The sequence below is a fragment of the Herpetosiphonaceae bacterium genome (assembly GCA_036374795.1).
Taxonomy (GTDB): Bacteria; Chloroflexota; Chloroflexia; order Chloroflexales; family Kallotenuaceae; genus LB3-1.
In genome coordinates this window covers 1-18872 of record DASUTC010000268.1, presented here as the reverse complement: position 1 = coordinate 18872, position 18872 = coordinate 1, and the positions used below count along the sequence as shown (strand labels likewise).

The following is an 18872-nucleotide window of genomic DNA, read 5'->3' as shown; positions in this document are numbered from 1 at the left end:
TGGTATGCTTAACCCAGCTATTCGCCTGCACACGCAAAGACCGCGACCGCATGGAGTTTCTGGAAACGAACAATCGCTGGACGCGACCCGTGGCTGTGATCCTGGCGCTCCTGGTGATCGCCCTGGTGATGCGCTCGCCGCAGCACGCGCCGATTGTCACCGCGCCGCCCGACGCGCTCCGCGAGCTCAGCGCGCCTCCGACGCTGCGCGGCCAGTTCGAGATCCGGCCCGCGCCCTCGGCTGCGCCCGCCGCGCTCGAAGGACACCAGGCGGTCGTCGGCGATGGCCCGCTGCTGCTGTACACCACCGAGGGATCGTACACGCCCGATCAGGTGCGCGGCCTTGCGCAGCCGCTCAGCGAGGCGCTGAGCTACGTCAGCCAGCGCACGGACATGCAGCTTGTCGCGCCGGTGACGATCGTCTTCGATAGCCACGCGGGCGGCTGTGCCCTCGACGGCGCGGCCTACACCGAGAAGCGCACGATCGTGCTCTACGCCTGCCCACAGATTCCCACGCGCCGCGCCGTCAATATTTTAGCGCATGAGTTCGTCCACCAGCTTGCCAGCGATCACTATGGCCCGGCGCATCTCAAGGCCGATCTGGTCCTCAGCGAGGGCCTGGCTACCTGGGGCGCTGGCAAATACTGGCTTGGCCGCGAGTCCGATTTTCGCGGCTTTGTGCTGCGCAACTACGCGACCAGCCTCCTGCCGCTCGGCAGCCACTACCGCGATTTCGGCACGCTGGACGCGATGAACCGGCTGTACTATCAGTGGGCGTCGCTGGTGGATTTCTTGATCGTCACCCACGGGCGCGAAGCCTTCGACACGCTCTACAAGAGCGGCCAGGGCATGCAGCCCAACACCGCCGACTACAGCGGCGTGCTGGGCGCGGATCTCGCCGGTGTCGAGGAGCAGTGGAAGGAGTGGCTCAGGCAGTAGCATATGAACATCGTCATCGATCTCTTCCCCTGGGAGCAAATCTTTGTCGGCTCGGCCCTGAGCCTGATTGTCACGGCGCTCGCCGGGGTCGGGTCGCTGCTGCGCCGCCGTCGGATCGGGCCTGCTCACCGAATCTTGCTGGCGCTCTTTGCGCTCGGCGCGATCCTGCCGTGGCTGATCATCCCACGCTTTGGCGCGCGGCTCCGGCGCAGCATGGAGACGAACATTGCGGCTACCAGCGAGGATGCCGATTGGCCTGAGCTACGGCCGCGCCGCTACGATCGCCCGCTCTCCGAGGTTGCCGACGCAGCATCCCGCGCGTTCGCGCAGCTTGGCTGGCGGCAGGTCGGCCAGGATACCGGCGCGCTGGCGGCGGAGGTGCCGATTCTACGCGGCATCTTCACCGACGATTTTCGCGTCACGCTGACGAACGAGGGCCAGCAGACGGTGGTGAACGCGCGATCCAGCGCGCGCGTCGGGACGGGCGATTTAGGAGCCAATCGGCGGCACGTCGTGCAGTTCTTCATCGTGCTCGATCAGCAGCTCAACGCCGCAGCGCCGCAGCGTTGAACCACGCGCCCACGCTCGATCGCGGGAGTAGGCGTGGGACAACCGGCGCGCACACCTGCCAGTTGTCGTGAATGGCAAGAAAGATACGAAAAACCGGCGATGTTTCCGTCTGTACACATGGTTAACGTCCAGTGTTTATGGTGCCGGTTCTCGATTATGACGATGATTTCTTGATAGAATGTGCGTGTAACCAGGCTGTAAACGTGTCACGATCCAGTTGATTGGCTGCCACCTGTAATATAACCTGTTCTTGCTCTTCGACTGGTGCGTCGATTTCGTTGCCATTGAGCACGAGAAATGTTTCCATAGCCGCGTGTGCTGTACGCTTGTTGCCATCAATAAACGGATGATTCTTGATGAGCGAGAAGCCCAACGCTACCGCTTTTTCCTCTAATGTCGGGTACAAATCTTCGCCGCCGAAGCTCATGCGCGGCTGTGCAAGCGCAGACTCAAGGGCGTTGAGATCATGCACGCCTTCACTCCCACCTAACTGCTCAATAAGTTGCTGATGCAGAAAAAGGATTTCGTTGAGCGTCAGGTAGCGCATTAGCTGAGCCGTCGATACAGGTCGGCATTTTTCTTGAGAACGTAACTCACGGCCTGCTGAAATGTCGCGTCGGGTCGCGTTAGCAATTCTTCGATGCTGGTTGTCGCCAGTTCTTCGGGCGTAACTTGGAGCCGTGATGCTAGCTCTTGCAGCTTGGCAAGCTGATCCTCTGGCAATGTAATGGTAAGTGTTGTCATTGTAACCTCCGTCTCAAGCGTACCACAAAGCAAACCAAGCCACTACCAGTATCTCGATTCATTTTCGCAATTTTTTGTTTGGTTCGCCTCAGCCTGGCGGGCGGCACGTCGTGCAGTTCTTCATCGTGCTCGATCAGCAGCTCAACGCCGCAGCGCCGCAGCGTTGAACCACGCGCCCACGCTCGATCGTGCGAGCGTGGGCGCGTCCTACCAGATCAAGCCAGCTCTTTGACCCACCCGACCAACCGCGCCACGCCGTCGATCAGCGCCCTGAGCGACGAGCTGGCCTTCGCATCCGCGCCGAACTTCGCCGCGTACTCCGCAGTTGCGGTTGAAATATCGATCGGCTGGTTGGCCTGCTTGCGGTAGTGCAGGTGATCCATGATCCACAGATACAGATCGGTTTCCGTCCGCCCCGGAAAGTGCTCAAGCACGCCCTGCTTGCGGATCGCATGGATCACGGGCATGTACCACTCGGAGCACCAATGCCGAATCGCCTCGTCCAGCGGCACCTCGAAGCCGCGATCCTGGCTCAGAAAAAAGCGGTGATCCAGAATATGGCTGCGCAATCGGCAATAATCGTTATCGGACAGACGCACATCCGCGCCCGCGCACAGTTGATCGATCTTCGACCACTCGATAAAGTCCAGCAGCTCGAGCGGCGGGCTTTCGCGCGGCGGCACCAGCGCTGTGCGCGCACTGGTGGCAATGCCCTGGGCAGCGTTGCCGACCGTCTCAAGCATCGAGCGCCGCCCGAACTGCGTCGCATAATCCAGCAGCGCCACCTCGGCGCCAGGATCGTACCCGACGACATCCTGAAGCGAGCGCCGATGCTGCATAATCCACAGGTAGAGATCGGCCTCGGTGCGGCCCGGGAACTGCTGCAAGATGTTATGCTGGCGAATCATCTGGACCAGCGGCAGATAGACGGTGTCGTACCAGCTCATCGTCGTCTCATCTCTGGCGACCTCTCTGCCCTGCTCCTGCGACAGGTAGTAGCGCTGGGTGTTGATGTGCTCGATCAGCTCAAGGTAGCCACCCAGCGCCGACAGCTCGATCCGCTGTGCGGGCCGGAGCTTTGCCAGATTCGTCCACTCCAGAAAATCGCTGTACTCTTCCTTGAGCAGAAGATCGCGCACCGACAGCCGCTCGTCCAGCGGCACGTCTACCAGATACTCGGTGACGTACGCATCGATCTCGTGCTGGCCCCGCTCGCGCGCCACCGACACCCGATGGTTCCCGTCCTTGACAAAATAGACCTCGCCGATTTTATACAGCTCGACCGGCGGCAGCGGTATATCGGCATAGTGTGCCAGATCGACGTTTTCCCAGCGCTGCTGCGTCTGTGTCTGGCGCGGCAAGAAATGGCGATCGAAATCGGCGTAGCGGCCTTCGCTGCCGACGATCTTGCTCAGCGGCACGTGTTGCAGGCCACGGTAGGCGCTGCCCCGGATATTGAGGCGGGACCGCACTTCCTCCAGCGGCACCAGATCGCTGGAGCGACGCGCCAGGAGGTCGGCGATGGCTTGCATGAATGCCTTGCGGCGGGCGCGTGCAAAATCCTCGCGCACCTGATGCTGAAACCAGGAATTGCTCATAAACGCCTCCTACGCCGTCTCAAGCTGAAGACGTTGGAGATCGCCGCCGGTAAGCCGCCACCCGCGCAGCTCATAGGTATCGACGCCCTGCGCAACCAGCGGATCGGCCTCGGCCACCGCGCGCGCTGCCGCCTCCGACTCAGCCCGAATCATGACCATCCCGCCGCGCCGGTCGGTGAATGGCCCGGAGAGCACCAGCGTCCCAGCGGCGTCGAGCTGCCGCAAATAGTCAAGGTGCGCGGGCAGGTGGACCTCGTAGGCGCTGCGCTCGACTATGATTGTCAGAATGTAGACGTAGTAGTTCATGTCGATCCTTATCATCCGTAAACAGCAAACGCGGATGCGGTTGTACCTCAGCCTCAAAGCATTCGGCAACATCGCATCCGCGTTGTGAACTCTTTCACGGCTGATTGTACCCGGCCCGTCGCACAGATGCAAGGCGTTCGATGGTTAAAACCCGATAGCCCGCCGTGTTGATGACGATCGTACTACCTACTTGCGTCTCAAAGGCTGCGCTCATGCGATAGTTGCGATGCACATGGCCGTGAATATGGTAGCGCGGCGGAAAGCGCTCGATCAGCCAGCGCAGCGCTTTGAAGCCCACATGCGCGCCGGTGGCGTCGTGGATGCCCGCCGGTGGCGAGTGCGTGATCAAGATATCCATCCCATAGCCGTTGCTCCGGCGATACCAGAGAATGCGCGGCACGAGCGCATAGACCCGCGCCGTCATCATCGATTGAGTGTACTGGTGCTTGCCGCCGTTGTACCAGATCGAGCCGCCTAGCCCGGCAAGAGCCAGACCATCATGGCGCACCACGCGCCCGTCGATGTTGACGCCGCCGGGCGGCTTGAACAGCGTCTTACCGTAATCGGTATATTCCGGCTCGCCGTCGTGGTTGCCCGGAACGTAAAAGCATGGCACGTCCAGCACCGAGACGATATAGTCCAGATATGACGGCGGCAGATCGCCGCAGCCCAAGACCAGATCGACATCATGAAAACGCTGGCGCGCCGCCGGATGGTAGATCAGCGGCACGACCTCATCGCTCACCGTTAGCACTTTCAACGCGCTCAATCTGCTCAATTCCTCACGTCGCTTCCTTGTGGCCTCGGGCCCTGCTGACCCGCTATTCCGGCGTCAGAACAAAGCGCTCAATTGCCGCCGCCAGGCCCGCCTCATCGTGCGTCGGCGCGACCCAGGTAGCCGCGGCGCGCGCCTCCGGCATCGCGTTGCCCATTGCCACGCCGACACCGGCCCAGCGCAGCATCCCCGCGTCGGCCTCGGCATCGCCAAGCGCCAGCACCTCCGAAGGCTGTACGCCGATCCGCTGCGTCAGCTCCGCCAGCGCATCCTCTTTCGTGGCGCGCGGATGCGTCAGCACCGCCGAGACAATCGAGCCTTCGCGGCTGTAGTAGCGATGCACCACGATCGAGTCGCGCGCTGAGCCAAACGCATCACAGAGCAGATCGACGCCTTCCCTGCCGGTGGCGATGATCCGAGTCGGCGGCGCGCTCAACGCATCCAGGCTAGAGGCAACCTGCCGATCGTCCGCGCCACGCAGCACAGCATTGAACGGATACGCCGGGCTGTAGTAGTTCATCTCGTCGACGGTCAGAATCAGCGGAATGCTCAGGCGATCGGCGAAGCGCGCGATCTCTCGCGCCAGATCCAGCTCGACCACCAGATGCCGCAGCTCGTGACCGTCCCAATCCCACATCCGCGCGCCGTTATGCGCAATGCATGCACATGGGATGCCAAGCTGCTCCGCGATAGCATACGTCGAAGTGCGCTTGCGCGCCGTTGCCAGCGCCAGCAGCACGCCCCGCTCCAGCGCCGCAGCCAGCGCCCGCTGATGAGCAGGCGGCACCTGATTCTCGCTGTCGAGCAGTGTCCCGTCGATGTCGGTCGCGATCAGCCGAATGCGCGCGCCTCCACGCCGATCGCCCTGGTCTGATCTATGATTCACGATACCAGCCCAATCCAGCCTACGTGCGTTAGCTCGGATACTCGCCCGCGCCCACCCGCTCGATGCAGTAGCCTGCCTGCTCCAGGCTCTCGACCACCGCCAGCCCGTGCGTCTCATCGCGGACTTCCAGAATCATCTCGATGCCGGTGCGATCGACGGGCACCTGCCATGCCGCGCGCCGATGATTGATGTCGATCACGTTCGCGCCCTGGTCGGCGACCACATCCAGCATCCGCGATAGGTTGCCCGGTCGATCCGGCACCGAGGTATGCAGCACGATGTAGCGGCCCTGCTTGACCAGCACCTGCTCGATCACGCGCGCCAGGAAGTTGGCGTCGATGTTGCCGCCGGAGAGGACCACGCAGATAGGCTCGTCGTCACGTGCGCGAACTTTCTCGGTCAGCAGCGCGGCAATGCCCACCGCGCCCGCGCCTTCGGCTACCAGCCGGATGTTTTGCAGCGCATAGACAATGCCCCGCGCGATCTCGTCCTCGTCAACGGTGATCACCTCGTCGACCAGATCGCGGATGATCGGCAGCGTCCAGCCGCCCGGCTTCTTCACGGCGATCCCATCCGCGATCGTGCGCGCTTCGGGCACGACCACCGGTTTGCCCGCCGCCAGCGACAGCCGGATCGATGGGCAGCCCTCCGCCTGCACGCCGACGATACGTGTCGCGGGCTTGAGCGCGCGCACCACCGTTGCAATCCCGCTGATCAGGCCGCCGCCGCCGATCGGCACGACAATCGTCCCGACATCCGGCAGCGCATCCAGGATCTCCAGGCCGACCGTGCCCTGGCCGGCGATCACCAGCCGATCGTCGAAGGCATGGACGTAGGTATAGCGGTGTTCCTCGCACAGGGCCTGGGCATGCGCGCCCGCGTCGTCGAAGGATTTGCCGTGCAGGATGACCCGCGCGCCGTAGCGCTTGGTGGCGGCAACCTTCGCCAGCGGCGCGTACTCCGGCATCACCACGGTCGCCGGAGCATCGAGGAGCTGCGCGGCCAGCGCGACGCCCTGCGCGTGATTTCCGGCGGAGTGCGCGATCAGGCCGCGCCGCCGCTGCTCAGGCGTGAGCGATGCCATCTTCGTGTACGCGCCGCGCAGCTTGAACGATCCCGCGCGCTGTGTGTTCTCGGCTTTGATGAATACGCGGCTGCCCACCTCGTCGCTGAGCCGATCGCTCGACAGCAGCGGCGTGACAACGGTGATGCCGCGCAAGCCTGCCCGCGCCGCCTCAATATCCTGTAAACTAACCACCGAAACCTCCTTGTTCCGAGTGATTCTGCCAATATCATTGACCTTCATTGTAGCATAGGGTATTCTGGCACCAGCCGCCATGCCACCGATCACACCTCGCTATCACTAATAGACCAGCAGACGAATCTACGATGACGGACGCCCCACATAGGTCGTCCCGCACGAAGCCCCACGCCCGTTGTATCTGGCACACCATTTGCTAAAAGAGCAGGGGCTACGATCAATCGTCGTAGCAACGACACACCAACGTACTACAATCTGTCTAGGAGGTGTCGAGCGGCACGGACGCATACCAGATCTCCCCGATCGCAACATATACGGTCGATCCCTTGCTGGCTTTGAAAAAATCGTAAATTCCGTATTTATGGAGGTAGTATCCCAACACCTGAGACGTACACGAGTCGGCGCATACGAACATTAAATGAGAGCGTACCTTTTTAATCCCAAGCCGCGTTTGAAAAGATAGAAACATACACTCTTGGAGGAAGCGACGACCCAAGATCCCGTAGCTGGTCATGGTGGGACTTGGTGAGCTAGTCATGAACCCGGCCTCCGCTCGACCTGAGCGCGGTCGGGTTCTCTGTTGTTCGTATGTTCAACAAACACCATAGCTCACATTGACAGGAGGCGACTCATGACCAAGCAGATGCAGGTTTTCGTATTCCGGGTCATCACGATCCTTGCCACGATCGCGACTTTGCTCAGCGGCTCCATGGCAAGTATTGCCCTGGCACGCACCAACGAAGCTCCGTCGGCTGGAACGCTGGCGCAGGGACGAGGTAATTGTGATAGTGGGGCTGCCTACAAAGCCGAATCCGCGCCATTCACCTACACCGCCCCTGAAGGCGAGATCATCACCAGAGTCATCGTTAAGGCTGGAAGCCAGAATCAAGAGGGTGCCTGCTACGAGTTTACCGAAGACGGCGACGACGGCTGCTATGCGGTTTCGGGTATTGGAACTCGCACTGCCACCGCAGTAAAGATCGGCGAAGACGGCCCGGATTGCAAAGATATTTCGCATGTCGAGTTCTATACGGAGCAGGAGCCTTCTCCAAGCCCGTCGCCCAGCCCCAGCCCGTCACCCAGCCCGTCGCCCAGCCCCAGCCCGTCACCCAGCCCGTCACCCAGCCCCAGCCCGTCGCCCGGCGCGTCGGTCAGGATGTCGGTCACGGCTAACTGCGCCAACGAGTACAACAACAACGTCCGCGCTTTCATTCGCATCGTGGTGACTGGCGGCTCCGTCACGGTCGATCAGCTTGAGGCAGTGCTCGAAGGCACCACCGGCGGCACGGTTACGTACACGCCCGCCGATATGGTTGGCCGCACGCTCGCCCCTGGCACGTACGATGTTGAGGTACTGTTCAAGAGCTACACGCTGAATGCGGGCGTCAACAATCTGCGCGTCCGCGCCACGGCGACATTCAGCGGTGAGCAGCAGACGGCCTCCAGCCCCGACTTTGAAAACTGCGAAGTCGGCCCGTCGCCCAGCCCCAGCCCATCGCCCAGCCCATCGCCCAGCCCGTCGCCGAGCGCGAGCCCCAGCCCGTCGCCCAGCCCGTCGCCGAGCGCCAGCCCTAGCCCATCGCCCAACCCGTCGCCGAGCGCGAGCCCCAGCCCGTCGCCGTCCGACGTGCCCAGCCCCAGCCCATCACCCAGCCCATCGCCGTCCGACGTGCCCAGCCCCAGCCCGTCGCCGTCCGATGTGCCCAGCCCATCGCCCAGCCCATCGCCGTCCGACGTGCCCAGCCCCAGCCCGTCGCCCAGCCCGTCGCCGAGCGCGCCTGCACCGGGTGGCACGCCACCAGCGCAGCAGCCACCAGCGCAGCAGCCACCAGCGCAGCAGCCTCCGCAAGTCGTGGGCGGCGTGAGTGAAGAAACTGGCGATCAGGTCCGGCGGCAGGCAGTTGCGGGTGCCAGCGACGAAGTAGCCGAACGACCGCAGGCTGTCCTACCGGCTGCCGGTATGAGCGAGACGTTCACCTGGCTCATGCTTGCCCTGGCGTCGATGCTGATCGCGTTTGGCTCCGGCATTCGGTCCTGGCAGTTACGCCGCTCCTAGTTGATCAATCCCGAATCGGACGCGCCTGGAAGCTAGTTCCAGGCGCGTTTTCATGTCGCCGCAGGCGGCTACCGCATGCGATCGGCCTGATCGATCCTGGGCCACATGCTGTGAAGGAGCACCCACGGCGCTCGTCGAGAGCGCGCAAAAAAGCCCGCTCTGCACTACACAAGCAGGGCACAGCGGGCTGAGGAGCGCACGGATCTGCAGCTAGCGCGGCTTCCAGGTTGGCAGCCAGTAATGCTGCTCGGCATACTCCTTGGAGATCGGCCAGGCGGCATAGTGCGGATAGAAATACACAAAGCCGATCAGCACGATCGCGAGGTAGCCCCAGACTATTAGCCGCTGCGACCGCGTCTGGATAGAATAGAGCGCGTAGGCAATCGCGAGGATGCCGAAGGGAACGCTCGGCAGCATATGATACATGAAAGAGATACGCGGCGAGAAGAGCCACGGCAGCCATTGGCCCAGGAAGCCAAGCAGCACCAGGCCCAGCCCGATCGAGCGGAAGCGCCCATCGCGCCACTCTACCGCCGCAAAGACGATCGCCGGTAAGAACAGCCACCAGATGAAGGGATTGCCCATCGTGAAGATATTGGCGATCGTCTGCTCCTGGTAGTCGACGTAGTACCACACCGGGCGGATCATCAGCGGCCAGGTCCACCAGCGCGAGGCCCAGCTATGCGTGGCCTTCAGATTCGAGTGATACCACCACATCTGCCATTGCAGCTCGCGCCACTCGGCCCAGGTATGGCCCATGCTGAAGAACTGGATGTAGCTGCCCAGGTAGATTGCGAACGGCACGATCAGCCACGCGCCCGCCAGCGTTCCCAGCGCCCCTACGACCAGCTTATTAGAGCGCTGGAATTCAGGATCGGGATTGAAGAGGCACAGCCGGGCCTCGCGCATCGCCGCGATCAGGCCCAGCAGGCCGAACGAGTACAGCGCCGACCATTTGGTCGCCAGCGCGAAGCCGAGCGCGATGCCCGTGAGCCACAGAAAGCGCCAGCGTTTGAGCGTCGGCGTGCTGAGGTAGAAGGCGAACGCCAGATAGGCCAGCATCAAAAAGCAGACCAGAAACACGTCGTTCATCGACGTGCGCGACTGGACGAACCACATGCCGTCCAGCAGCAGCAGCCCGACGCCGTACAGCCCGATCGTGCGGTTGAAGAGCGTTCGGCCTAAGGCATACATGATGCCGATGCCGAGCCCGCCAAAGATCGCGCTGGCAAAGCGCCAGCCAAATGAGGTATCGCCAAACAGCTTGATGCCGACCTGCATCGGCAGCTTCGCGAAGGCCGGATGCGACCACTCGTAGGCGACTTTGAGCGGCTTGTCCTCTTCGGGCACTCTGGTGTACCACACATAGGCGTCGGCGTTGCCCTCGGCGAGCTTCGCCGCCGTGTAGGCATGATATACCTCGTCGTAGATGTAGCGATTGGGCACGTCGAGCCGCCAGAAGTAGAGCGCCAGCGCAGACACGACCGCCAGGACCAGGATGAACGTATCGAGCAAGGCCCAGGCTTGCCGCCCCGCTTCGGCCAGGCGATCGACGCTTGGCACAGCGACGGCTGCGGGCTCGTGAGCTTGCCGACTGTGCCTCGGCGCGCTTTTTGTGGACATGCGGTATGTTCCTTTTGGCAGACAGAGAAGCATCGTTAATCGGCTCGGAGTCTAACACTCGGCCTTGTTCATTGTCAATCAAAGATCCCCTTATGTAAAGAAACCACAACCTTCTACAGCGCGCCGCCGGGCTATACTTCAAGCCACATCCAGCAGCCGCTTTGGTTTTGCCGATGCTGCATATGGCAGGAGAGCCGGGTATCTGCGGGCACAGTCCCACAGCCTAGCCAGTCGGCGCATAGATCAACGCGCTGCCGCAAAGGAGCGGAACGATGACACATCCGATCATTCGTCTCGAAGACTACGAGCGCTTCATCGGCGCAGAGGCCATTGCTCGTATCCAGCGCAAGGCACGCCCGCTGGCGGATGCGCATGTCACGCACATCAATGCTACCTACTACGGCGGCGGCGTAGCCGAAATCCTGTCGTCGCTGACACTGCTTATGAACAGCGTCGACATTCCCACCGAATGGCGCGTCTTGCTTGGCTCGCCCGACTTCTTCGCCTTTACCAAGAAAATGCATAATGCCTTGCAGGGCGCGCCGCTGAAACTTTCCGACATCACCCAGCAGATCTACGAGGATGTGATCGCCGAGAATGCGCTGCGCAATCACTTCGATCATGACATCATCGTCGTACATGATCCGCAGCCCCTCCCACTGATCACCCACTACAAAAAGAAAAGTCCGTGGATCTGGCGCTGCCACATCGATCTATCACATCCGCACCGCGAGCTCTGGAGCTATCTCGTGCCCTTCATCGAGCGCTACGACGCAGTGATCCTCAGCATCAGAGAGTACGCCCAGCCGCTGAGCACGCCCCAGGTCTTTTTCATGCCGGCCATCGATCCGTTTACCACGAAGAATCGCGCTCTGACTGAGACGGAGATGGACGAGCGGCTGGCCCACTACCACATCCCGACCGACCTACCGCTTGTCGTGCAGGTTTCGCGCTTCGACCCCTGGAAAGATCCGCTCGGCGTGATCCAGGCGTTCAAGCTCGCCCAAAAAGAGATCGACGCGACGCTGGTGCTGCTCGGCAACTTCGCCTCCGACGACCCGGAAGGCATCGAGATCTTCGAGGCGTTACAGGACCAGCGTGAGGATCGCATCTTGATCCTGCCCGCGGGCGATGATACCGCGCTGGTAAATACCCTCCAGCGCCGCGCAGCCGTCGTGCTGCAAAAATCGACCCGCGAAGGCTTTGGGCTGACCATCACCGAGGCGATGTGGAAGGGCACGCCGGTGATCGGCGGCAACGTCGGCGGCATTCGCTATCAGATTCAGGATGGCGTCAACGGATTTCTGGTTTCGTCGGTGGAACAGGCGGCGGCGCGTATCGTCCACCTGATCAGGCATCCTGAGCTACGCGAGCGGATGGGACGACAGGCACAGGAGACGGTACGCCAGCATTTTCTGCTGACGCGCCTGCTGGAACAAGAGGTGGAGCTGTTCACCAGCTTCGAGACTAGCTTCCGGCTCAAGTCCTATCCGGGGATCTAGTGCGCCGCGCGGTCGAGGTATCGCCCAAGATCCCCTAGCTATGCGAGGCAGCACAGCGGCCCCATCGATCGATGGAGCCGCTGCGTGTGTGTGCCTGCCAGGATATCTGCTAAATGCCCGTGCCGCCGACCTCACGGCTTTGATCGGAGGGACGCAGCGTTTCTTCGACCGCGCGATCCCGATCCTGGACCTGATCCGACTGTACGCCAGCCCAGCTATCCAGGCTGTGCCCGTCACCCGACTGTGACATGACGATCTTTGGCTCGGAGAGCGCTGTCTCCGGCCCGACCAGCGACTCGTGCTGCTTCTCGACCGCCGTGCCCTGGCGATGGGTGCCGTAGCCATACTCGTGCGCCAGCACACCGCCGAGATAGCCCGACAGGCCGAGCACGCTCACCAGCGCGCCGCCGACGAGCAGGTTCGTCTGATCGGGCGTGTAGTTGCGGCGGTCGCGGCGGCTCCACCAGTTATAGACCGACAGGCCAAGCGCCAGATCGTTCAGCAGCGCGTGAGTCGTGGCAACCTTCCAGGCTGGATGCTCCTGGGGAATGTCCAGCCACTCCGCAAGGCCGGTCAGCGCGGTCGGCAGTGCGGCGCAGATGCCGAACAGATTAAGATAGTAGCCGGCCTCGCTCAGCTTCCGCCAGCGCCGCTGCCGTGACATCAGATCGAAGACCACGCTGGCTTCCCAAAAGCCGAGCGGGACATGATTGATCGCGACGTGGATCGGGTGCGACATCACGCCCTTGCCTTGTAGCGCTTCTTTCACCGTATTCAATGTCGAGGGTAGCTGTGCCATTCTGCGCCTCCATTCCACGTATCTGGTGCGAGGTGTCTAGCAGGAAGCACGCCACTGATGCCGAGCGGCTCGCGCTTGCGGCGGGCGAGTCTCTAGAGTACAATGCGATCAGCTATGAGTACTGACGAACATTCTAGTTACCGCATACGATTGCGGACGGGATAGTCGAACCAGCGGCATCTGAGCACCGATGCGCGAGGGCGGGCTAGGCCCGCCCTTTTGTGTGCTCCAAAGGAGGTGTGCTATGCCGCCGGTTCAGGATCTCGACCTGATCCTCGATCAGGTCCGCTCACTACTGGCTCAAGGAGCCGTCGAAGAGGCTGCGGCTGCAATTAGTGCCCTTCGTCCCGCCGAGGCTGCGGATGTTGTCTCCGCGCTGCACCCCGCCGATGGCGCCGATGTGCTCGAAGAGCTGGAGCCTCAGGAGCGCGCCGACGTCGTCGAAGAGCTGGCCCGCGAGATCGGCGCGGACGTCCTGATCGAGCTTGACGACGACGAGCGCACCGATGTCGCCAACCGCCTTGATGTCGAGTCGCTCTCCGAGTTTTTGGACGAGATGGCTCCCGACGACGCCGCCGATGTGCTCGGCGATCTGAGCGACGCCAAGGCCAGAGCCGCGCTCGACGGCATGGATCAGCCCGACGAGGTCCGCGAGCTGCTTGGACACGACGAGGAGAGCGCGGGTGGCCTGATGATCCCGCATGTCGTGGCCTTCCGTCAGTCGATGACGGTGCAGCAGGCGATCGACTTTTTGCGCCGGGTCAAGCCCGACGAAGAGACAAGCTACTACCTGTTTGTCACCGACCATGCCGACCGGCTGATTGGCGTTGTCTCGCTGCGCCAGCTGATCGTCGCCGACCCGCACACGCCGCTGCGTGAGATCATGAGCGACGAGGTGATCACCGCCGATGTCGAAACCGACCAGGAGGAGTGCGCGCGGCTGCTGGCGCGCTATGATTTGCTGGCGCTGCCGATCGTGGACGGCGACCGCAGGCTGGTCGGGGTTGTCACCGCCGACGACCTGATCGATGTGATCGAGGAGGAGGCGACCGAGGATATTTACCACCTGGCGAATCTGGATGCCGACGAAGATGTCTACGACACGATCTTTCGCTCGTCGCGTCGTCGCCTGACCTGGCTGTTCATCAACCTGCCGACAGCGGTGCTGGCCGGCTGGGTCGTCAGCCAGTTCACCGGCACGATCCAGATCGTGCCGATCCTCGCCGCATTCGTGCCGATCATCGCGGGACAGGGCGGCAACGCCGGAATCCAAACGCTGACCCTGATCGTCCGCTCGCTGGCGCTCGGCGAGATCACGCTGCGCGATAGCTGGCGCACGCTGGCTCGTGAGGCGACGATCGGCGTGGTGAACGGCCTGATCTTCGGCGCGTGCGTCGGGCTGCTCGGCGTCTTCTGGCACGGCAGCGCAATGATCGGCGTGGTTGTGGGCGGCGCGATGCTGCTGAACCTGATCGGCGCGGCGATCTCCGGCACGCTGGTGCCGCTTGGCCTGCGCTTCCTGAAGATCGATCCGGCGCTGGCATCGGGCGTGATCGTCACCACGGTGACGGACGTGACAGGGAATTTCGCGCTGCTGGCGCTGGCGACGATTCTGCTGGTTGCCAATCGGTAGCGGGGGTGAAAGAGCCAAGAACCGGGTGCCAGGCGGGTGCCCTTTGGGCATGGCGCCCGGCATGGGCACCCAACTTTGAACTCGGAACTCGATACCAATGCGGCTAGAGCCATTTGATCCGCCGGAAAAACCCGATCAATCCCAGCGCAATCGCCGCCATCAAGCCGAGCGCCCAGAGGTAGCCGTAGCGCCAGTGCAGCTCAGGCATGTACTCGAAGTTCATGCCGTACACACCGGAGACGATCGCGACCGACATCAGCACGATCGAGGTGATCGTCAAGGCTTTGACGACCTGATTGAGCTGGTTCGACTGAACCGACAAAAAGGTATCGAGCGAGCTTGAGAGCAGATCGCGGTAGGTATCGATCGAATCGACGACGCGGATGATATGATCGTACACGTCCTGAAGATAGGTGACATCATCCTGGTCGAAGACCGGAATATCGCGCCGCAGCATGACGTTCAGCACGTCGCGTTCGGGCGTTACCACCCGCCGGACACTGAGCAGGTCTTTTTTCAGGCGGAAGATCGATTCGAGCGCGCCCTCGTCGAATTTCCCAAAGATCTGCTCCTCCAGATCTTCGACGCGATCCGCGATCTGATCCATCACCGGAAAATAATCGTCGACGATCGCATCTAAGAGCGCATAGACCAGCGAGCCGACATCCTGCTCCAGCGGCGAGTCGGGCGATTGCCAGCGGCTAACGGTTTCCTTGATCTGCTTGATCGGGTCGTCGTGGATCGTCACCAGGAAGTTGTGGCCGATGAACAGGTACAGCGGCTGCGTGCAGATCTCATACGTTTGCTGGTTGATGTCCAGACAGTAGAACACCACAAAGTAGTAGTTGTCGTAGCTATCGACCTTGGGCCGCTGGTGATGGCGCGTAGCATCCTCGATCGATAGATGATGAAACTTGAACTCTTCGCGGAGTATCCTGAGTTCTTCCGCATCGGGTCTGGTCAGGTCGAACCACAGCGTCGTTTCGGGATGCTCCCGTAGCTCACCAATATCTTGCGCGCTTACCTGGGTGTGAAATCGCCCGTGTCCACGGCAGACGATTAACTCATGCATCGTGCTACAGCTCCCATGTGCTCCGCCATTTGACGATCAGCTTATCCTATCACGAACCAGACCATCAGAGGTCGGCCAGTTTGTGCAACGGCGGCGCGGGTGCGACGATTTGACGAAGACAGCAGTTCCACCGCACAATAGACCAGAGAGCAGAGCGAAAGGCAGAGGAGCGTCCATGCCCGCGCCAACACCGACCAAGCGAACAGCCATCGTCGAGCAAGCCGTCTGGCTCGTCGCTGCGGCATGGGGCTGGCGGCCACGCATCGGGCCGCTGCAAGCAGGCGCCGGAGCCGGGCGCTTCCAGCACAGCGAGTGGACAGCGCTGCTTGGCCGGTTTGTGCAGAACGCGGCGATCGACTACGCGACCATGCGCCGTGTCCGCCGACTGGTCGAGGTCTATCTCCATCGGCTGGCCGAGGACGATCCCGAACGATTTGCCGACGCCGACGATCAGCTCGCGTTCTATCTGAACGCCTACAACGCCATCGCGATCCATCAGGTCTTGCTGCACTACCCGGTCGCCTCGATCCGCGCCATCCCCGGCGCGCGCACCAGGCCCTACCCGGTCGGGCGGCGCAACGTCTCGCTGCAAACACTGCATGGAAGCATCCTGCGCGCATTCGGCGATCCGCGCATCCACGCGGCGATCAGCACCACGGCGCGCGGCGGCGCGCAGATCCAGCCCCAGGCGTTCACCGGCAGCAATTTGCAGCGCGCGCTCGACACGGCAATGCGGCGCTTGCTCCACGACAACGCCCACGGCGCGCGACTCGATCCTGCGACGAACACGCTATACCTTTCGTCTATTTTTCGTTCCTTCGGCGGAGATTTTTTACAGCCGCAGGCCATGCCCGGCCCCCTGGGCCTTCTGGCAGGATGGCGGCATCGGGCAGGGCTTGTGCCGCTACTCAGGCCCTACATGCCGCCGGATCTGGCGATTGCAATGCAGCAAACACCACCTCAGGTCCGCTTCTTACCCTACGATTGGACCATCAACGACCGCCTCTTCAACGCCTGAAGGTATCCGATCGTCTCGCTGGCGATGAGAGCTTTTGATACTCATTTAACGTATACACTGGTGTTGCTCGATCATGTATCATTTGTAAAAACGTCTTTAATTAGTTACAATTACTCAACAAACTTCGCCTCCCAGTAAGTGTCGGCAGTAGTTATGAATCAGTCCTCACCAGAGCCAATTATTTCTGCTGGAATCGCGACAGGCATCGCCGCGATCAGCCGTGCCCGCACCCGCAGCGAGCTGCTAGCAACGTTGCAGGCACAGCTCCGTCAGGTGATCGGAGCGCGAGCCATGCAGCTTATGTGGCGCGGCAGGGGTACGCCAGAAGCGCTCTTCGGCAAGCAGCCAGCGCTGCGCGCACCAGGCGCAGGCGAGGGGCTGCAGCTTTCCGCGGGGCAGATCGTCGAAACCAAAACGATGACCTATCTGCCGGTGGTGGTCCTGGGCGAAGTGCGCGGCTGGCTCGCCGTACAATCGACGCACGTCGATCCCTCGGCGCTGGAGCTGATCACCCACGCGGGCAGCCTGCTGACGCTGATGGAGCGTCGCACCTCGCCGATCAGCGCCAACCACGAGCTTGCGGTGATGGACCGGATCGGCAGTATGCTCTCCAGCACGCTGCAACTCGACCAACTGCTGACCAATCTGGCAGACGTGGTGCGCGAGCTGATCGTCGCCGACGATTTCTATATCATCCTCGAAGACGAGCGCACCAACGAGCTGTCGTTTACCTACATGTCGTCCGATCTCGCCGACGCGCTCCCCGATCGGCGCTGGACGCGCAACATCGGCATGACGGGCTGGATCATCCGCAACGGGCAGCCGATCGTCACCGACGACTATCTCACGGAGTGCCAGCGGCGCGGCATTCAGCCGCAGGGACCCAACGGCATGCCCTTTAGCCATGCCTGGATGGGCATGCCCCTGCTGCATCACGATCGCGTGCTGGGCGTGATGGTCGCCTCCAGCCACGACCCCAGCTTCCGCTACACCGAGTCGGATGTCCACCTGATGTCGTCGGTGGCGGCGCAGGCGGCGGCGGCGGTCGCCAACGCCGATCTGTACCGGCGCGTCAAGGAGCAGGCCAGCCAGCTTGAGGTGATCAACCGTATCGGGCGCACGATCAGCGCCACGCTTGACCCGCAAGAAGTGCCGATGCTGATCATGGAGCAGTTGCAAACTGCGCTCGATGTCGAGGACGGCTCGGTGCTGATTGAAGATCCGCAGAGCGGCGATCTGGTCGTGCGCTACACGCTCAATGCGCAGACCGGCGTGAACATTCCCAAGGGGACGAGCCTGGCAAACGAGGCGCTACGCCTCCATCGCGTGCAGCTCGCCAACGATATACAGCCCAACTCGCGGCTCTATCCCCGCACACAGGACGGCACGACGCCCACGCACTCGCTGATCTGCGCGCCGCTATCGGGGCGGCAGCAGTTGCGCGGCGTGATCCAGCTCCGCAACAAGCGACACGGCAAATTCACCGTCGACGACGCGCAGTTGCTAAGCGCTGTCGCCGAGCAGGCCGCAGTTGCGCTGGAAAACGCCGAGCTGTACGCCCACACCGACAACGCCCTGGCTGCGCATATCTCCGATCTGGAGCAGCGTAACCGGCAGTTGACCAAGATCGTCACGCTCAGCGATACGCTCCGCTCGATCAACGATCTCGGCGAGGTCGGGCAGCAGATCGTGCTCACCGTGCAGGCGATGACCGGCAGCCCCCGCGTCGCGCTCGGTCTGGTCGAGCCTGAGCGGCGGCATATGCGCAGTATCGCCCTGGCGACGGACAGCGGCGACGTGATCGCGCCTCGCCGCAACCAGCGCGAGTACTGGACGCCGCTCAAGGTGGCGCAGGAGACGATCCAGAAGGCCGAGAAGATCGGCACCGTCACCTATCACGTCGGCGCGCACGAGCAGATCCTCACATTCAAAGATTGCATCGCGCTGGCGCTGCTCGACTCGAATGGCACGCTTGTCGGGATGATCTGCATCGATCAGCCCCAAGATCCCAAGCAGGTCTTTTCGCGGGCGCTGATCCAGGAGCTTGAGATCATCGCCAACCAGGCGGCGGTCGCGATCGTGAACGCGCGC

Annotated in this window: 17 protein-coding genes; 7 read left to right on the top strand and 10 right to left on the bottom strand. The window is 62.2% G+C overall.

Going from position 1 to position 18872, the window contains the following annotated elements; genetic code table 11:
- Positions 1 to 50 precede the first annotated feature (50 nt).
- Positions 51 to 938 carry a hypothetical protein gene (locus tag VFZ66_20670; GenBank protein HEX6291610.1) on the top strand — a complete coding sequence of 296 codons (888 nt, stop codon included), beginning with the start codon at positions 51 to 53 and terminating at the stop codon, positions 936 to 938.
- A gap of 3 nt (positions 939 to 941) precedes the next feature.
- Positions 942 to 1508 (top strand): DUF1499 domain-containing protein, encoded by a 567-nt coding sequence (locus tag VFZ66_20665; protein HEX6291609.1) that lies wholly within the window; start codon positions 942 to 944, stop codon positions 1506 to 1508.
- A 154-nt stretch (positions 1509 to 1662) separates the two neighbouring features.
- Here the strand turns inward: VFZ66_20665 and VFZ66_20660 are convergent, their stop codons facing one another.
- The 7 genes from VFZ66_20660 to ilvA form a co-directional block, all read right to left on the bottom strand.
- Positions 1663 to 2055 carry a type II toxin-antitoxin system death-on-curing family toxin gene (locus VFZ66_20660; GenBank protein ID HEX6291608.1) on the bottom strand — a complete coding sequence of 131 codons (393 nt, stop codon included), beginning with the start codon at positions 2053 to 2055 and terminating at the stop codon, positions 1663 to 1665.
- The gene (locus VFZ66_20655; GenBank protein HEX6291607.1) at positions 2055 to 2252 is read right to left on the bottom strand and encodes a hypothetical protein; all 198 of its coding nucleotides are present in this window, start codon (positions 2250 to 2252) and stop codon (positions 2055 to 2057) included. The genes VFZ66_20660 and VFZ66_20655 overlap by 1 nt, the downstream gene beginning before the upstream one ends.
- Positions 2253 to 2467: 215 nt before the next feature.
- Entirely contained in the window at positions 2468 to 3850 is a 1383-nt protein-coding gene (locus VFZ66_20650; protein ID HEX6291606.1) for a hypothetical protein, read from the bottom strand.
- Between the two features lie 9 nt (positions 3851 to 3859).
- The gene (locus VFZ66_20645) at positions 3860 to 4156 is read right to left on the bottom strand and encodes a YciI family protein (GenBank protein HEX6291605.1); all 297 of its coding nucleotides are present in this window, start codon (positions 4154 to 4156) and stop codon (positions 3860 to 3862) included.
- A gap of 94 nt (positions 4157 to 4250) precedes the next feature.
- Positions 4251 to 4901: a metallophosphoesterase gene (locus VFZ66_20640; protein ID HEX6291604.1), complete on the bottom strand. Its 651-nt coding sequence runs from the start codon at positions 4899 to 4901 to the stop codon at positions 4251 to 4253.
- A 76-nt stretch (positions 4902 to 4977) separates the two neighbouring features.
- Positions 4978 to 5817 carry an HAD family hydrolase gene (locus VFZ66_20635; GenBank protein ID HEX6291603.1) on the bottom strand — a complete coding sequence of 280 codons (840 nt, stop codon included), beginning with the start codon at positions 5815 to 5817 and terminating at the stop codon, positions 4978 to 4980.
- Between the two features lie 28 nt (positions 5818 to 5845).
- Complete coding sequence (gene ilvA / locus VFZ66_20630; GenBank protein ID HEX6291602.1) at positions 5846 to 7075, bottom strand: threonine ammonia-lyase; 1230 nt, start codon at positions 7073 to 7075, stop codon at positions 5846 to 5848.
- A gap of 634 nt (positions 7076 to 7709) precedes the next feature.
- On the opposite strand from ilvA, the gene VFZ66_20625 reads away from it, so the two are divergent.
- A complete protein-coding gene (locus tag VFZ66_20625) occupies positions 7710 to 9134 on the top strand; it encodes a hypothetical protein (GenBank protein HEX6291601.1) in 1425 nt (474 codons plus the stop codon).
- Positions 9135 to 9344: 210 nt separating this feature from the next.
- Here VFZ66_20625 and VFZ66_20620 read toward each other — a convergent pair whose 3' ends face one another.
- A complete protein-coding gene (locus VFZ66_20620) occupies positions 9345 to 10757 on the bottom strand; it encodes a phospholipid carrier-dependent glycosyltransferase (protein HEX6291600.1) in 1413 nt (470 codons plus the stop codon).
- A 272-nt stretch (positions 10758 to 11029) separates the two neighbouring features.
- Between VFZ66_20620 and VFZ66_20615 the strand changes: the two genes are divergently transcribed.
- The gene (locus VFZ66_20615; GenBank protein ID HEX6291599.1) at positions 11030 to 12259 is read left to right on the top strand and encodes a glycosyltransferase; all 1230 of its coding nucleotides are present in this window, start codon (positions 11030 to 11032) and stop codon (positions 12257 to 12259) included.
- A gap of 109 nt (positions 12260 to 12368) precedes the next feature.
- Here VFZ66_20615 and VFZ66_20610 read toward each other — a convergent pair whose 3' ends face one another.
- Entirely contained in the window at positions 12369 to 13058 is a 690-nt protein-coding gene (locus VFZ66_20610; GenBank protein HEX6291598.1) for a DUF2231 domain-containing protein, read from the bottom strand.
- 244 nt (positions 13059 to 13302) lie between these two features.
- On the opposite strand from VFZ66_20610, the gene mgtE reads away from it, so the two are divergent.
- Positions 13303 to 14691: a magnesium transporter gene (mgtE, locus tag VFZ66_20605; protein ID HEX6291597.1), complete on the top strand. Its 1389-nt coding sequence runs from the start codon at positions 13303 to 13305 to the stop codon at positions 14689 to 14691.
- A gap of 103 nt (positions 14692 to 14794) precedes the next feature.
- Here mgtE and corA read toward each other — a convergent pair whose 3' ends face one another.
- Complete coding sequence (gene corA / locus VFZ66_20600) at positions 14795 to 15763, bottom strand: magnesium/cobalt transporter CorA (protein ID HEX6291596.1); 969 nt, start codon at positions 15761 to 15763, stop codon at positions 14795 to 14797.
- 175 nt (positions 15764 to 15938) lie between these two features.
- On the opposite strand from corA, the gene VFZ66_20595 reads away from it, so the two are divergent.
- On the top strand, positions 15939 to 16781 hold the full coding sequence (locus VFZ66_20595; protein HEX6291595.1) for a DUF547 domain-containing protein: 843 nt from the start codon (positions 15939 to 15941) through the stop codon (positions 16779 to 16781).
- A gap of 153 nt (positions 16782 to 16934) precedes the next feature.
- Positions 16935 to 18872 (top strand): GAF domain-containing protein (locus VFZ66_20590; GenBank protein ID HEX6291594.1); only part of this gene is annotated, 1938 nt, incomplete at its 3' end.

Excerpts from the sequence above, each read along its gene's own strand:
- VFZ66_20670 (HEX6291610.1), top strand. The coding sequence starts at position 51 with ATGGAGTTTCTGGAAACGAACAATCGCTGGACGCGACCCGTGGCTGTG.
- VFZ66_20665 (HEX6291609.1), top strand. The coding sequence starts at position 942 with ATGAACATCGTCATCGATCTCTTCCCCTGGGAGCAAATCTTTGTCGGC.
- VFZ66_20660 (HEX6291608.1), bottom strand. The coding sequence starts at position 2,055 with ATGCGCTACCTGACGCTCAACGAAATCCTTTTTCTGCATCAGCAACTT.
- VFZ66_20655 (HEX6291607.1), bottom strand. The coding sequence starts at position 2,252 with ATGACAACACTTACCATTACATTGCCAGAGGATCAGCTTGCCAAGCTG.
- VFZ66_20650 (HEX6291606.1), bottom strand. The coding sequence starts at position 3,850 with ATGAGCAATTCCTGGTTTCAGCATCAGGTGCGCGAGGATTTTGCACGC.
- VFZ66_20645 (HEX6291605.1), bottom strand. The coding sequence starts at position 4,156 with ATGAACTACTACGTCTACATTCTGACAATCATAGTCGAGCGCAGCGCC.
- VFZ66_20625 (HEX6291601.1), top strand. The coding sequence starts at position 7,710 with ATGACCAAGCAGATGCAGGTTTTCGTATTCCGGGTCATCACGATCCTT.
- VFZ66_20620 (HEX6291600.1), bottom strand. The coding sequence starts at position 10,757 with ATGTCCACAAAAAGCGCGCCGAGGCACAGTCGGCAAGCTCACGAGCCC.
- VFZ66_20615 (HEX6291599.1), top strand. The coding sequence starts at position 11,030 with ATGACACATCCGATCATTCGTCTCGAAGACTACGAGCGCTTCATCGGC.
- VFZ66_20610 (HEX6291598.1), bottom strand. The coding sequence starts at position 13,058 with ATGGCACAGCTACCCTCGACATTGAATACGGTGAAAGAAGCGCTACAA.
- mgtE (HEX6291597.1), top strand. The coding sequence starts at position 13,303 with ATGCCGCCGGTTCAGGATCTCGACCTGATCCTCGATCAGGTCCGCTCA.
- corA (HEX6291596.1), bottom strand. The coding sequence starts at position 15,763 with ATGCATGAGTTAATCGTCTGCCGTGGACACGGGCGATTTCACACCCAG.
- VFZ66_20595 (HEX6291595.1), top strand. The coding sequence starts at position 15,939 with ATGCCCGCGCCAACACCGACCAAGCGAACAGCCATCGTCGAGCAAGCC.